The sequence below is a fragment of the Candidatus Methylomirabilota bacterium genome (genome assembly GCA_035709005.1).
Classification (GTDB): Bacteria; Methylomirabilota; Methylomirabilia; order Rokubacteriales; family CSP1-6; genus 40CM-4-69-5.
Genome location: DASTFB010000074.1, coordinates 32,465 through 45,443, shown reverse-complemented (window position 1 = coordinate 45,443; position 12,979 = coordinate 32,465). Strand labels below are relative to the sequence as shown.

Sequence of the window (12,979 nt, the reverse complement as noted above, 5' to 3'; positions counted from 1 at the left end):
CTGCCGGCGCTGAGCGGCCTGGCGCGCGGCGCACGGGAGATCGGAAGGGCAGGGCGACTAGCCGACCTCGAACAGGGCGGGCAACGCCTCCAGGGCCTGCGCGTCGCCGGTCAGCTCGACCCGCCGCTCGCGTTGGGCCACCCGGGCGCTCAAGGTCCCGCTGATCAGGGCCCACAACGTCGCCGGGTCGGCGACGACCGTGACGCCGGACGGTTCGATCTGGTCGCTCACGCGGGTGCCGCCCGGCCCACCGACCACGCTCAGGAGCACCTCGACGCGCCGGTCCCGGATGCGCAGGACAAATGCGCGCTCCAGGGTCGGCTCCCGCCGCGCACACGCGCTCAAGGCCAGCCGCAGCCAGTCGGCTTCCACCCGCTCCCGGGGACGAGCCGGCAGCAGGAACCGCGCTCCCCACCGCAGCAGCGCGGACACGGCGGGCTGCAGGCCGCGTCCCGTCTCGGACAGCTCGTAGACGACCGCCGGGGCCGGGCGCTCCAGGGCGCGCCGGACAACGAGGCCCCCGGACTCCAGGCGGGCGAGGCGCTCGGTCAGGACGCTCGCGCTGATGCCGTCCAGCCGCTCACGCAGGTCGCTGAACCGCCGCGGCCCCAGCAGCAGCTCGCGGACGACGAGCATCGTCCAGCGCTCGCCCACGACCTCGGCCGCCCGGGCCAGGGCGCAGAATTGCGGATAGCGGAAGTGGGCCAATGCGTCCGAGAGTAGCAGCACTTCTTAAAAGCTACCACATGATTCGTTTTAACAACTCTGGATGCCCTCGGATTTCGCCACTGCCGCGTCGGGTGTCAGGTCCAACTCCCGGAGTGTTCTAGGCCACGCCGAAAACTTTCCTCTTGACAGCCACTTTCAACATTCCTTATGGTTTCAGCAGATGCTGAAAGGGATGGGGCAAGCGAAACATGCTGAAATCCGGGGAGATTCGGCGGCAGGCGGCTCAACGGCTGCGGGAAATCTTCCCGAGAGCAAAGGATTGGTCGGAAGCAACCGATGTACAGGTGGGCAACCAGACCGCGGACTTGCAGGTCACGTTCCGGCTCGGCGAGCAGGAGCACCGCCTGGTGCTTGAGGTCTGCTCCCTGGGGCAGCCCCGGCAGATCCGGGCTGCCGTCACGCGGCTGAGCGAGCTCCGCAGGGAGTTGCCCTCGGCCTATCCGATGGCTACCGCCGTGTACATCGGCCCGCAGAGCGCTCGCATCCTCAAGTCGAACAACCTCGGCTACATCGATCTGTCCGGCAACTGCTACCTCGCCCTGGAGAACGTCCATATCGAGAAGGAGGGCAAGCGGAACATCCGGCCGTCGACCCGCCCCCTCCGGTCGCTGTTCGCGCCGCGGGCGACCCGCGTGGTCCGTGTTCTTCTCGCCGAGCCCGGGCGCGCCTGGAAGCTGGAGGAGCTGGCCCGGGCCGCCGGGGTCAGCCTGGGCCACTCGCACAACGTCATCAAGCGCCTCGAGGAGCTGGCCTGGGTCGAGCACGACGATCGGCAGCGGATCCGGCTCGCCAAGCCCGCCGACCTGCTGGAGAACTGGGGCGAGTCCTACACCTATCGGGAGAACGAGCTCTCGTCCTACTTCGTGCCCGCGCGCGTCACCCGCACGTTCATGGGCGAGGTGGCCCGAGCCGCCACGGCGGCGGGCCAGCGCTACGCCTTTTCGCTCAATGCCGGGCTCTCCCTGGTGGCGCCGCACATCCGGATCCCGGCTGTGCATTGCTACCTGGAAGGTGATCCGGCCCCGGTGGCCGCGGCCCTGGGACTGCGGCCGACTACGGAGGGGGAGGGAGGGCTGTACCTGCTCACCCCCTACGATCCTGGCGTCTTCCACGGAGCGCTGGAGAAGGCCGGCCTCAAGGTCGTGTGCCTGCCCCAGCTCTACGTCGACCTCCTGCATTACGAGCGCAGGGGGGCGGAGCAGGCCGAGCATCTGCGCCGCGAAGCGATGGGCTACTGAGGGTGAGAGGAAGGGGGGTGAACCCGTCCATGGCCAAGAAGAAGGCGGCCAAGAAGAAGAAGAAGTAAGGCCGACAACAAGAGCCGACGAGCACTCCACGGCGAGAGGAGGTGAGAGCGCACATGGCCAAGAAGAAAAAGGCCGGCAAAAAGAAGAAGTAGGGTTGTGCCCCTGGTGGGGGGTGGCGGCCTCCCACCTTGCAACTGGACCGGGAGGGGGCGAAAGCCCCCTCCCGTTTGTGCCCCTGGTGCTTTAAATAGCTTTGGTGACCTTGCCCGCCTTGAGACAGCGAGTGCACACGCGAACGCGCTGCGGTTTGCCGGCGACCATGGCCCGCATCGAAATAAGGTTGGGCAGCCAGCGCCTCCGCGTGAGCTTGTGCGCGTGGCTGACGCTATTGCCGACCGCGGGCCCTTTCCCGCAGACGTCGCACCGCTGAGCCATGGTTACCCCTCGGGTATGAATCGGTCGCCGTACGGCAGCCCCTGCTTATAGCATGGCCCACGGGATGACGCAAACATCGCCCGCGGCGGCTATCGCCACGCCGCTGCAGTATCTCAAAGGCGTAGGGCCGCATCGGGCAGCGCTGTTGGCCAGAAAAGGGCTCCACACCGTGGAAGACGCCCTGTTCTTCGTGCCCCTGCGCCACGAGGATCGCACGCGGCTCACCCTGTTCCAGAAGCTCCAGCCCGGACAGGCCCAGACCTGTTCCGGCGTGATCGTCGGACTGAGCCCCCCGCCACCCGGGCGCCCGGGGGTGCCCTTCCGAGCCGTCCTGCGTGATGACAGCGGCTTCGTCACGGCGAGCTGGTTCCGGGCGGCGTATCTGGGGCGGGTCCTCAAGCGCGGCCAGCGCCTGGTCCTGCACGGCCGCGTGGGCCGGTTCCGCGGCGTCATCACGCTCCAGCATCCCGACTTCGAGATCGTCGACAACGACGACGAGGACCGGCTGCACACGGGCCGCCTGGTTCCCGTGTACTCGACGACCGAGGGGCTCACCCAGCGCCCGCTGCGCCGGCTCATGAGCAGCCTGGTGGAGCGGTTCGTCGGGGACGTCCCGGAAATCCTTCCCGAGCCCGTGCGCCGGCGGCGACGGCTGGTGTCGTTGCCGGTCGCTATCCGCGATGGGCACTTCCCGGAGACCGAAGAGGCGCAGGCGGCGGCCCGGCGGCGCCTCGCCTTCGACGATTTCCTGTTTCTTCAGCTGGGGCTGGCCATTCTCAAGTCCCGTGCGGCGCGCGCGCGCGGCATCGTCATGGACCCGCCAGGAACCCTGGTGGCCCGGCTGCGGGCGGCCTTGCCGTGGCCGCTCACGGGCGCGCAGGAGCGCGTCTGGGAGGAGATCCGCCGCGACATGGCGGCGGCGGCACCCATGCACCGACTGCTGCAGGGCGATGTGGGGTCGGGCAAGACGGTCGTGGCCGCGCTCGGCGTGCTCACCGCCGTGGAGGCTGGACATCAGGCGGCCGTCATGGCCCCGACCGAGATCCTGGCCGAGCAGCACTTCCTGACGTTCCGGCGACTGCTCGAGCCCCTCGGCATTCCCACTACCTTGTTGACGGCATCGGTGAAGGCGCGTGAGCGCGCCGATCGCGGCGCCGAGGTGGCCGCCGGTCGCATCGCCTGCGTCATCGGCACTCACGCGCTCGTGCAGGAGGCCGTGGAGTTCCGCCGGCTGGGGCTGGCCGTGGTGGACGAGCAGCATCGCTTCGGGGTGGCCCAGCGCGCGCGGCTCAAGGCCAAGGGCGAGCAGCCGGACCTCCTGGTCATGACGGCGACCCCCATCCCGCGGACGCTGGCCCTGACCCTGTACGGGGACCTCGACGTGAGCGTGCTGGACGAGCTGCCCCCGGGTCGCCGGCCGGTGAAGACCGTCGCGCGGACGGAGACCAAGCGCAGCGAGATCTACCGGTTTCTGCGCGAGCAGGTGAAGGGGGGACGGCAGGTGTACGTCGTCTATCCCCTGGTCGAGGAGTCGGAGGCGGTCGACCTCAAGGCAGCCACGGACATGGCCCGCCGTCTGGCCCGCGAGGTCTTTCCCGATCTCAGCGTCGGCCTCCTGCACGGGCGCCTGGGCTTCGAGGAGAAAGAGGGGATCATGCGCCGGTTCAAGGCCGGCGAGATCCACGTGCTCGTCTCCACCACCGTCATCGAGGTGGGCATCGACGTGCCCAACGCGTCCGTCATGCTGGTGGAGCACGCCGAGCGCTTCGGGCTGTCCCAGCTCCATCAGCTACGCGGGCGCGTGGGGCGCGGGCCCTGGAAGTCCTACTGCATCCTGCTCCACGCCGGCCACCTTACCGACGACGCTGGCCGCCGGATCGAGGCCATGGTGGCCACCCAGGACGGCTTCCGTATCGCCGAAGTCGATCTGCAGCTTCGCGGGCCCGGCGAGTTCTTCGGCACCCGCCAGTCGGGCTTGCCCCAGTTCCGCGTCGCCGACCTGCTGCGGGACGCGCCGCTGCTCGAGGAGGCGCGACGCGAGGCCCAGGCTCTGGTGGCCGTCGACCCCGATTTGCGGAACCCGGAGCACCGCGCCCTGCGCGAAGGCTTGCTCGCCCGCTGGCGCGGCAAGCTCGCCCTGGCCTCGGTCGGCTGACCGTGGATGATCGCGACTCGGGCCGAGTAACGGAACAACCTCGCGGGCGATTGCGGCGGGGCACGGGCGTGGCGAAGCCCGGGTGCCCGCACCCTGTTCAATGAAAATCGTCGCCGGCGCGTTCAAGGGACGCCGTCTGGTCACGCCGCGCGGGTCCACCACGCGCCCGACGGCCGATCAGGTGCGCATCGCGCTCATGGACACCTTGACGCCCTGGCTCGCCGGTGTCCGGTTCCTGGATCTGTTCGCCGGCGCCGGCGCGGTCGGGCTGGAGGCCGTGTCGCGCGGCGCCGCTCAGGCCACGCTCGTGGAGCACGACGCCAGGGCCGTGGACGCGCTCCGCCGGAACGTCGCCACCCTGGGACTGGCCTCGGCGACCCGGATCCTGCCTATCGACGTGCGTCGGGCGCTGAGCCGGCTGGAGCGCCAGCAGGAGCGCTTCGGTGTGGTGTTCCTGGATCCTCCCTACGAGTCGGAGCTGGCTTCGGCGGTCCTGAAGACGCTGGGGGCGGGCCGGCTCCTGTCGCCGCCGGCGTTCGTGATCGTCCAGCACCTCACCAAGCGGCCGCCGAGCGCCGAGGTCGGCGTGCTGCGCGTCCTGCGGGCGCGGCGATTCGGGGAGACAACCTTGACTTTCTTTCGGGGGCCAGCCTACGATGCCCCGTCCGAACCGCCGCCGCCGGGAGATCTTTAGTGGCCAAGCGCGCCGTGTATCCGGGGATGTTCGATCCGATCCACAACGGCCACATCGATGTCATCCAGCGGAGCCTTCGCATTTTCGACGAGCTCATCGTCGCCGTGGTCGCCAATCCCGCCAAGCAGCCGCTCTTCTCCGGGCAGGAACGGATGGAGATGATCGACGAGGCCACCGCCGAGCTGAAGAACAACTTTCGGATCGTGGCCTTCGACGGGCTGCTCATCGACCTCGTGGCGCGCGAGCGGGCCGACTGCATCGTCCGGGGCATTCGCGCCGTCTCTGACTTCGAGTACGAGTTCCAGATGGCCCTGATGAACCGCAAGCTGTCCAGCACCGTGGAGACGGTGTTCCTGATGCCCCACGAGCGGTATACCTATATTTCCTCGCGGTTGATCAAGGAAGTGGCCAGCTACGGCGCCGCGGTGGCCGGGCTGGTTCCGCCGGTCGTCGAGAAGCGGCTGGCCGAGAAGTTCCCGCCCAAGGCCTCCGCCTGACCGTGCTCGCCGAGCGCATCAAGACGCTGGCCCCGTCGTCGACGCTCGCCGTCCAGGCCCGGGCCAAAGCGCTGCGCGCGCAGGGCATCGACGTCATCTCCTTCGGCGCCGGCGAGCCCGACTTCGACACGCCGCCGCGCATCAAAGAGGCCGCCATCGAGGCCATGCGGAGCGGGCAGACCAAGTACACGGAGGTCGGCGGCATCCCGGAGTTGAAGGCCGCGGTGTGCGCGAAGTTCAAACGAGACAACGGGCTGGACTACGATCCCGACCACATCCTCGTCTCGGTCGGGGCCAAGCACACCCTGTTCAACGCCGCCGTGGCCCTGCTCAATCCCGGTGACGAGGTGCTGGTGCCGCGGCCCTACTGGGTGTCCTACCCCGAGCAGATTGCGCTGATCGGGGCGGTGGCCGTGCCCGTGCCCACCGACGAGGACGCGGGCTTCGACCTCGAGCCCGCCCGCCTGGCCGCCGCCCTGACGCCTCGCACGAAGGCGGTCATCCTGAACAGCCCGAACAACCCGACGGGCGCCGTCTTCTCTCGCCCGGCGCTGGAGGCCGTTGCGCGGCTGGCCGTCGAGCACCGACTCTGGGTGATCTCCGACGAGTGCTACGAGAGCCTCACCTTCGAGGGACGCCACGCCTCCATCGCCCAGCTGGGGCCGGAGATCAAGGCCCGCTCCCTGGTGGTCAACACCTGCTCCAAGGCCTACGCCATGACCGGCTGGCGCATCGGCTACGCGGCCGGCCCCCGGGAGCTGATCCGCGCCATGACCAACGTCCAGAGCCAGGTCACTTCGAATCCCGCGTCGATCGCTCAGTGGGCGGCGGTGGAGGCGTTGACCGGGCCTCAGGACGACGTGGCCAGGATGGCCGCCGAGTTCGATCGACGGCGCCGGATCATCATCGCCGGGCTCAACGCGCTGCCCGGTGTCCGCTGCGTGATGCCCAAAGGGGCCTTCTACGCCTTTCCCAACGTCGCCGGGCTCCTGGGGCGGCGCACGGCCGCCGACAAGGGGCTGGCCTCCTCCCTCGACGTGGCCGAGTTTCTGCTCGAGCAGGGGCGCGTGGCCGTGGTGCCCGGCCTCGACTTCGGCTCGGACGCCCACATCCGCCTGTCGTACGCGACCAGCGCCGAACTGATCCGCGAAGGTTTGGCCCGGATGGACCGCGCCCTGCGCACGCTCGAGTAGTTGGTCGTCGTCGTCCCTGCCGAATGGCGCGAGGCCGTCCGGCGCGCGGCCAGGGCCGGGGTGACGATGGTCGTCGGCGAGAGCGACACCGGCAAGACGACGCTCGTCACCACGATCGCCAACAGCCTTCGCGCCCGCCGCCTGGGCGTTGCCGTCATCGATGCCGACCTCGGCCAGTCGGAGATCGGACCGCCGACGACGATCGGTCTGGGTCGCGTCCGTCGCCGGCTCGGCCGCCTGGCCGACGCCGACGTCGTGGCCCTGTACTTCGTCGGCGTGACCTCGCCGGCCCGTCATCTGCTGCGCGTGATCGTCGGCACGCGGCGCATGCTCGACCGCGCGCGACGCGGACAGTTCAGGCGCATCGTCATCGACACCAGTGGGCTGATCAGCGGTCCGCTCGGGCGCGCGCTCAAGCAGGCCAAGATCGAAGTGACCGACCCCGACCTCGTCATCTGCCTGGAGCGCGCCGGGGAGTGTGGCCACATCGTCGCCGCCTACGCGGGCGCGACGCGGCCGGTCGTGATGCGTGTGCCGGCGGGGTCGGCCGCGCGCCCCCGCAGCCAGGAGGACCGCCGTCGCCACCGGAAACGGCGGCTCGACGACTACTTCGCCCCGGCGCGCCGGATCACGCTGTCGTTGACCCGCGTGTGCGTGACGGACTCGGGTGGCGCGGTGGTGGTGCCGGGCCCCAACACTTCGCTGGCGGAGGGGACGCTGATCGGGTTGCTCGATACGACGCGGGCGACCCTCGGCCTCGGGATCGTGCGCGGAATCGACGCCGGGGCGCTGCACGTCGACACGCCGATCTCCGAGGCCAGGGTCGCCGCGGTAGTGATCGGCAGGGAGTCCTACCCCGCCTGAGCGGCTATTTGGTGGTTCCGCCCGACGGGCTCGGCGGAGAACCCGATGGCGAGGTCGACGGCGAACCGGTCGATGGAGTCGTGGTGGACGGCGGTGATGTCATCGTAGGCGGCGACGTCGTCGTCGGCGGCGATGCCGCCGGTGGACGATCGCTTCGCTCTCCGCCCATGCGGTCGTTCGGCGACTCGGAACAACCAGCCACGAGGCTCGCGCCTGCGAAGAGCGCGACTATGCCGATGAGAAATCTTTTCATCAGATTGCCCTCCTGGGCCTGCCTGAGGCCCGGCCTCACCACGCTGCAAGGCCAGTGCCACGCAGCGCTCATCTTGATACACTAAGCGTTCCGGAACGCCCGTTCCGACAAGGAGAGTCGGATGAAGATCGAAGGTGCACACGACGTGCCTGCGCCGCGCGCGAAGGTGTGGGATGCGTTCTTGGATCCCGAGCAGCTGCGCCAGGCGATCCCGGGGTGCGAGAAGCTCGAGGCGATCGGCAACGACGAGTTCAAGGCGACCATGAAGATCGGCGTCGCTGCGGTGAAGGGCACCTTCGAAGGCAAGGTGAAGATCACCGACAAAGCGCCGCCCAACTCGTACCGGATGATGGTCGAGGGCAGCGGCGGTCCCGGGTTCGTGCGCGGCGAGACGCTGATCTCCCTCAGCGACATCGAGAACGGCACGCGCGTCAGCTACAACGCCGACGTCCAGGTGGGGGGCCTCATCGCCGGCGTCGGCCAGCGGATGCTGGGCGGCGTGTCCAAGATGCTGGCCGACCAGTTTTTCAGTCGTATGAGCCAACTCCTCCAGGCCGGTTCATGAAAGCGGCCTTCTTCAAGGAGCACGGCGGCGCCGACAAGATCATCTACGACGACCATCGCGATCCCGTCCCCGGCCCCAGCGAGACGCTCGTGCGGGTCCGGGCCTGCGCGCTGAACCAGGTCGACATGCTGCTGCTCGACGGCCGTTTCCCGCCGCCCGAGGGCCTGCCGCACATCAACGGCTGCGAGGTCGCCGGTACGCTGGAGGCCGCGGCCGGGGGGCATCCTCGGGGCCAGCGGGTCGTCGTCTTCCCCGGCTTGTCCTGCGGCCAGTGCGAGTTCTGTCTGCGCGGGGAACGAACGGTGTGCCTGCGCTACGGCTATCTCGGCGCCCACAAGGACGGCGGCTACGCCGAACTGGTGAAAGTGCCGACGGCCAACGTCCTGCCGCTGCCCGACGGGCTCTCCTTCGAAGCCGGCGCTGCATTGCCGCTGGCCATGCTCACCGCGTGGCATGCGCTGGTGGTGAAGGCGGCCCTCCGGCCCGGACAGACCGTGCTGGTCCAGGCCGCCGGCAGCGGAGTCGGCAGCGCGGCCATCCAGATCGCCCGTCTGGCCGGGGCCCGTGTGATCACCACGGTGGGCAGCGACGACAAGATCGAGTTCGCCCGCGGGCTGGGCGCCGAGCACGTGGTGAACTACCGGCGGCAGGACTTCGTCGAGGAGGTTCGGCGCTGGACGGCCAAGCGGGGCGTGGACGTGGTCGTGGAGCACATCGGCGGCGAGACCTTCGAGCGATCCACGTACGCCCTCACCCGGCTCGGCACGCTGGTCTCCATCGGCTCTCACGACACGCACTGGGGTCGGCTCGACCTGCGCCACGTCTACTCCAAGAACCTCACGATCGTGGGGACGAACCTGGGCACCATCCTCGAGCTGCGCACGATCCTGGATCACGTCGTGGCCGGGCGGCTCCGGCCGGTGATCGACCGTACTTTCCCGCTCGCCGACGCCCCGGCCGCGGTGCAGTACGTGCTGGACCGCAAGAACAAGGGCAAGGTCATCCTCGTCCCGTGACCCTGGCCAGCCTGCTCGAGCGCGCGGTGCTGCGACATCCGGGCGCTGACGCGGTCGTCGACGGGGACACACGGCTGAGTTACGCCGAGCTGGGCGACGGGACCGCTGCCCTGGCGCGAGGCCTGAGCCGGCTGGGCCTTGGCCGCGGCGACCGTGTGCTGCTCGTGCTCAAGAACCGCCTGGAGCATGTGCTCGCGTACTGGGCCTTGCAGCGCCTGGGGGGTGTGCCGGTCCCCGTCAACTTCCGGTCGACGCCGGGGGACCTCGCCTACCTGCTCGACGACTCGCAGGCCCGGGTGGCGCTGTTCGAGGCCGCCACGGCCCCGAGCGTGCGCGAGGCGGCCCGGGGCCTCGACGTCCGCCTGATCGCCGTGGATTCCCAGGCCGCGGCCGGCGAGCTCACCTTTGCCCAGCTCTCGGACGAGACGGCGGCGGCGCGGCCCCCGGCGCCCATGGACGCCGACCTCTCGCTGATCCTCTATACGTCCGGCACCACCGGTCGCCCCAAGGGCGTGCCGCGTACCCACCGCAATCACTACGCGGGGACGCTGGCCCACGTGGTCCAGTGCGGTTACGAGTGGGGGGAACGCACCCTGGGCGTGATGCCGCTCTATCACACGATGGGCATTCACGCGCTCACCAGCATGGTCGCCGTCAACGGCTGCTTCGTCTGTCAGGCGGACTGGGCCGCGGCTCACGCGTTACGGCTGATCGAGCACGAGCGGCTGAGCGCCCTCTATCTGATTCCCACGCTGTTCTACGATCTCGTGCACGCGCCGGAGCTGGCCCGGACCGACGTGGCCTCGGTGCGCAAGCTGGCCTATGCGGGCGCGCCGATGCTGGCGCCGCTGACGGAGGCGTGCCTGAAGGCGTTCCGGCCCCGTGTGTTCGTCAACCACTACGGCTCCACGGAGATCTACACGTTCTCCGTCCGGCCCGACGTGCACCTCAAGCCGGGCTGCGCGGGGCGCCCGGGTCTGCACTCCGCTCTGCGGGTGGTCCGCGCCAGCACGGAGCGCCGCGTGGAGCCCGACGAGGTGGTGCCGGCCGGCGAGAAGGGTGAGATCATCGCCCGCCTCGATTCTCCGGAGGCCTTCGCCGGGTACTGGAACCGTCCCGACGCCGACGCCCGAGCGCTGCGCCGCGGCTGGTACTTCACGGGCGACATGGGATACGTGGATGCCGAGGGCGAGCTCTACGTCGCCGGGCGGGTGGACGACATGATCATCAGCGGCGGGGAGAACATCCATCCCGTCGAGGTGGAGGAAGCCCTGGCCCGGCACCCTGGCGTCCGCGACGTGGCGGTGGTGGGCGAGCCCGACGAGCGGTGGGGCGAGCGCGTCGTGGCCTTCGTCGTCCCGGCCGCGCCCGATCTGACGCCGGCGGCGCTGGACGAGTATTGCCGGGAGGGCGCCGGGCTGGCCCGGTTCAAGCGCCCCCGGCGGATCGTGCTCGTGACCGACATCCCCAAGACGGCCTCGGGCAAGATCCTGCGCCGGCTGCTGCGCGAGGGCCGGTACACGGAGCCCTCCCGATGAGTGACTTCCTCAAGGTGGAGCAGACGCCGCCCATCGCGACCATCTGGATCGATCGCCAGCCCAAGATGAACACCATGACGGTGGCCATGCGCGAGGAGTTCCCGGCGTTGTTCCGGGATCTCGACCGCGACGACACCGTGCGCGTGGTGGTGGTGCGCGGCGCCGGCGGCCGGGCCTTCAGCGCCGGCGGCGACGTCGCCGAGTTCTTGACCCTGGCGCCGGCCGCTCTCGAGGAGTGGGGCGACACGCTGTCCTGGGCCGAACGCTGTCGCAAGCCGGTGATCGCGGCCATCGACGGCTTCACGATGGGCGCGGGGCTGGAGCTGGCCCTGGCCTGCGACTTCCGCGTGGCCACGCAGCGGTCGGAGTTCGCCTTCCCGGAGATCAGGCTGGGCATGATCCCGGGCAGCGGCGGCACCCAGCGCGCCCTGCGCCTCATCGGCATGACGCGGGCGAAGCTCTTCATGATGACGGGCCAGCGCATTCCCGCCCGGCAGGCCGAGGCCTGGGGCCTCATCACCGAGGCCGTCGCCGACGACAAGCTCGACGAGGCGGTCCTGAGGCTCGCTCGCGAGCTGGCCGAGCGGGCCCCCCTGGCGCTCAGGACCCTCAAGACCGTCCTCAATCGGGGCGCGGATGCCCCGCTGGAGACGGCGCTGGAGCTGGAGCGCAAGGCCTACGCCTGGCTGCGCTCGACCGGCGATTACGAGGAAGGTATCCGGGCCTTTCTCGAGAAGCGACCGCCCAAGTTCACGGGGAGGTGAGGACCATGGCGCGTTCACCGTTCGGGCTCACGCTGACCAACCGCGCCGTCGTGCTCGGCGTGATCAAGGCCCGCGATCTGATCGATCTCACCGTAACTGCCGAGGCCTCCGGCGCCTTCGACGCCGTGTGGGTCGGTGACAGCCTGCTGGCCAAGCCCCGGCTGGAGTCGGTGACGCTGCTCTCGGCGCTGGCGGCGGCGACGTCGCGGGTGCGGCTCGGGGTCGGCTGCCTGGCGACCTTCGTGCACCGCCACCCCGTGCTCTTCGCCCAGCAGTGGGCCAGCCTCGATGTGCTCTCCGGCGGCCGCACCTGGCTGGCCGTCTGCCTCGGGGGCCCCGATGAGCAATCCCGGGCCCAGGCCCTCGAGCACGCGGTGATGGGCGTGCAGTCGAGCGAGCGGGTGGCCCGGCTCGAGGAGGGCATCACGATTCTGCGCGCCCTGTTCCATGGGCGCTCGGCCTCGCATGCCGGGCGCTTCTACCGCTTCGAAGGCGTCCCCCTGGAGCCGCGGCCCGTCCAGCAGCCATGCCCCATCTGGATCGCCTCGAACCCCACCGGGCTCACCTGGAAGGGCGGCGCCAGCGCCTCGGCGGCCGCGGTGGAGCGCGGCTTCCGCCGGGTCGCCCGGTACGCCGACGGCTGGATGACGAACAAGGTGTCGCCGGACGAGTTCCGGCGGCAGTGGGCGGAGATCTGCCGGATGGCCCGCGAGGAGGGCCGCGATCCCGCCCGGCTGGGCAGTGCCCTCTATCACAACATCAACATCAACGAGGACCGCCAGGCGGCGCTCGAGGAGTCGAAGCGGTTCCTCGACACCTACTACACGTCGAACTTCAGCCCGGCCTTCGTCGAAGGGTGGACGGTGGCCGGTGGACCGCAGCAGTGCATCGAGCAGCTCCGGGCCTACCTGGATGCCGGCCTCGGCCACGTCGCCCTGCGGCTGACCTCGTGGGACCAGAACGGGCAGCTCAAGCGGTTTCTGGGCGAGGTGGCCCCGGCCTTCAATGCCCCGCGGCCAGGCGCCTAGC

14 protein-coding genes are annotated in these 12,979 nt (G+C 70.0%); 11 read left to right on the top strand and 3 right to left on the bottom strand.

Translation table 11 applies throughout. The features are described from left to right. Nucleotides 1–57: 57 nt before the first annotated feature. The gene (locus VFR64_12435) at nucleotides 58–729 is read right to left on the bottom strand and encodes a helix-turn-helix domain-containing protein (GenBank protein ID HET9490548.1); all 672 of its coding nucleotides are present in this window, start codon (nucleotides 727–729) and stop codon (nucleotides 58–60) included. A gap of 284 nt (nucleotides 730–1,013) precedes the next feature. Between VFR64_12435 and VFR64_12430 the strand changes: the two genes are divergently transcribed. Then, the gene (locus tag VFR64_12430; protein HET9490547.1) at nucleotides 1,014–1,967 is read left to right on the top strand and encodes a type IV toxin-antitoxin system AbiEi family antitoxin; all 954 of its coding nucleotides are present in this window, start codon (nucleotides 1,014–1,016) and stop codon (nucleotides 1,965–1,967) included. Between the two features lie 252 nt (nucleotides 1,968–2,219). On the opposite strand, the gene rpmB is transcribed toward VFR64_12430, so the two are convergent. After that, nucleotides 2,220–2,411: a 50S ribosomal protein L28 gene (rpmB, locus tag VFR64_12425; protein ID HET9490546.1), complete on the bottom strand. Its 192-nt coding sequence runs from the start codon at nucleotides 2,409–2,411 to the stop codon at nucleotides 2,220–2,222. A gap of 64 nt (nucleotides 2,412–2,475) precedes the next feature. Between rpmB and recG the strand changes: the two genes are divergently transcribed. The 5 genes from recG (at nucleotide 2,476) to VFR64_12400 (ending at nucleotide 7,814) form a co-directional block, all read left to right on the top strand. Then, on the top strand, nucleotides 2,476–4,566 hold the full coding sequence (gene recG / locus VFR64_12420; protein HET9490545.1) for an ATP-dependent DNA helicase RecG: 2,091 nt from the start codon (nucleotides 2,476–2,478) through the stop codon (nucleotides 4,564–4,566). A 100-nt stretch (nucleotides 4,567–4,666) separates the two neighbouring features. Then, nucleotides 4,667–5,260, top strand: a complete 594-nt coding sequence (gene rsmD / locus VFR64_12415; GenBank protein HET9490544.1) for a 16S rRNA (guanine(966)-N(2))-methyltransferase RsmD — start codon at nucleotides 4,667–4,669, stop codon at nucleotides 5,258–5,260. Continuing rightward, the gene (gene coaD, locus VFR64_12410; protein ID HET9490543.1) at nucleotides 5,260–5,757 is read left to right on the top strand and encodes a pantetheine-phosphate adenylyltransferase; all 498 of its coding nucleotides are present in this window, start codon (nucleotides 5,260–5,262) and stop codon (nucleotides 5,755–5,757) included. Before rsmD ends, coaD begins: the two co-directional genes overlap by 1 nt. A 2-nt stretch (nucleotides 5,758–5,759) precedes the next feature. Further along, nucleotides 5,760–6,950, top strand: a complete 1,191-nt coding sequence (locus VFR64_12405; GenBank protein HET9490542.1) for a pyridoxal phosphate-dependent aminotransferase — start codon at nucleotides 5,760–5,762, stop codon at nucleotides 6,948–6,950. Next, nucleotides 6,951–7,814: a Clp1/GlmU family protein gene (locus tag VFR64_12400; GenBank protein HET9490541.1), complete on the top strand. Its 864-nt coding sequence runs from the start codon at nucleotides 6,951–6,953 to the stop codon at nucleotides 7,812–7,814. On the opposite strand, the gene VFR64_12395 is transcribed toward VFR64_12400, so the two are convergent. Next, entirely contained in the window at nucleotides 7,802–8,008 is a 207-nt protein-coding gene (locus VFR64_12395; GenBank protein HET9490540.1) for a hypothetical protein, read from the bottom strand. The two genes, VFR64_12400 and VFR64_12395, sit on opposite strands and share 13 nt — an antisense overlap. Nucleotides 8,009–8,188: 180 nt before the next feature. On the opposite strand from VFR64_12395, the gene VFR64_12390 reads away from it, so the two are divergent. From VFR64_12390 to VFR64_12370, 5 genes are read left to right on the top strand one after another with little or no spacing between them, the layout of a single operon-like run. Continuing rightward, nucleotides 8,189–8,632: a carbon monoxide dehydrogenase subunit G gene (locus VFR64_12390; protein HET9490539.1), complete on the top strand. Its 444-nt coding sequence runs from the start codon at nucleotides 8,189–8,191 to the stop codon at nucleotides 8,630–8,632. After that, nucleotides 8,629–9,648 carry a zinc-binding dehydrogenase gene (locus VFR64_12385; protein ID HET9490538.1) on the top strand — a complete coding sequence of 340 codons (1,020 nt, stop codon included), beginning with the start codon at nucleotides 8,629–8,631 and terminating at the stop codon, nucleotides 9,646–9,648. The genes VFR64_12390 and VFR64_12385 overlap by 4 nt, the downstream gene beginning before the upstream one ends. Beyond that, entirely contained in the window at nucleotides 9,645–11,186 is a 1,542-nt protein-coding gene (locus VFR64_12380) for an AMP-binding protein (protein HET9490537.1), read from the top strand. The genes VFR64_12385 and VFR64_12380 overlap by 4 nt, the downstream gene beginning before the upstream one ends. Beyond that, nucleotides 11,183–11,950, top strand: a complete 768-nt coding sequence (locus VFR64_12375; protein HET9490536.1) for an enoyl-CoA hydratase-related protein — start codon at nucleotides 11,183–11,185, stop codon at nucleotides 11,948–11,950. Before VFR64_12380 ends, VFR64_12375 begins: the two co-directional genes overlap by 4 nt. 5 nt (nucleotides 11,951–11,955) lie before the next feature. Then, a complete protein-coding gene (locus VFR64_12370; protein ID HET9490535.1) occupies nucleotides 11,956–12,978 on the top strand; it encodes an LLM class flavin-dependent oxidoreductase in 1,023 nt (340 codons plus the stop codon). Nucleotide 12,979: the final 1 nt, after the last annotated feature.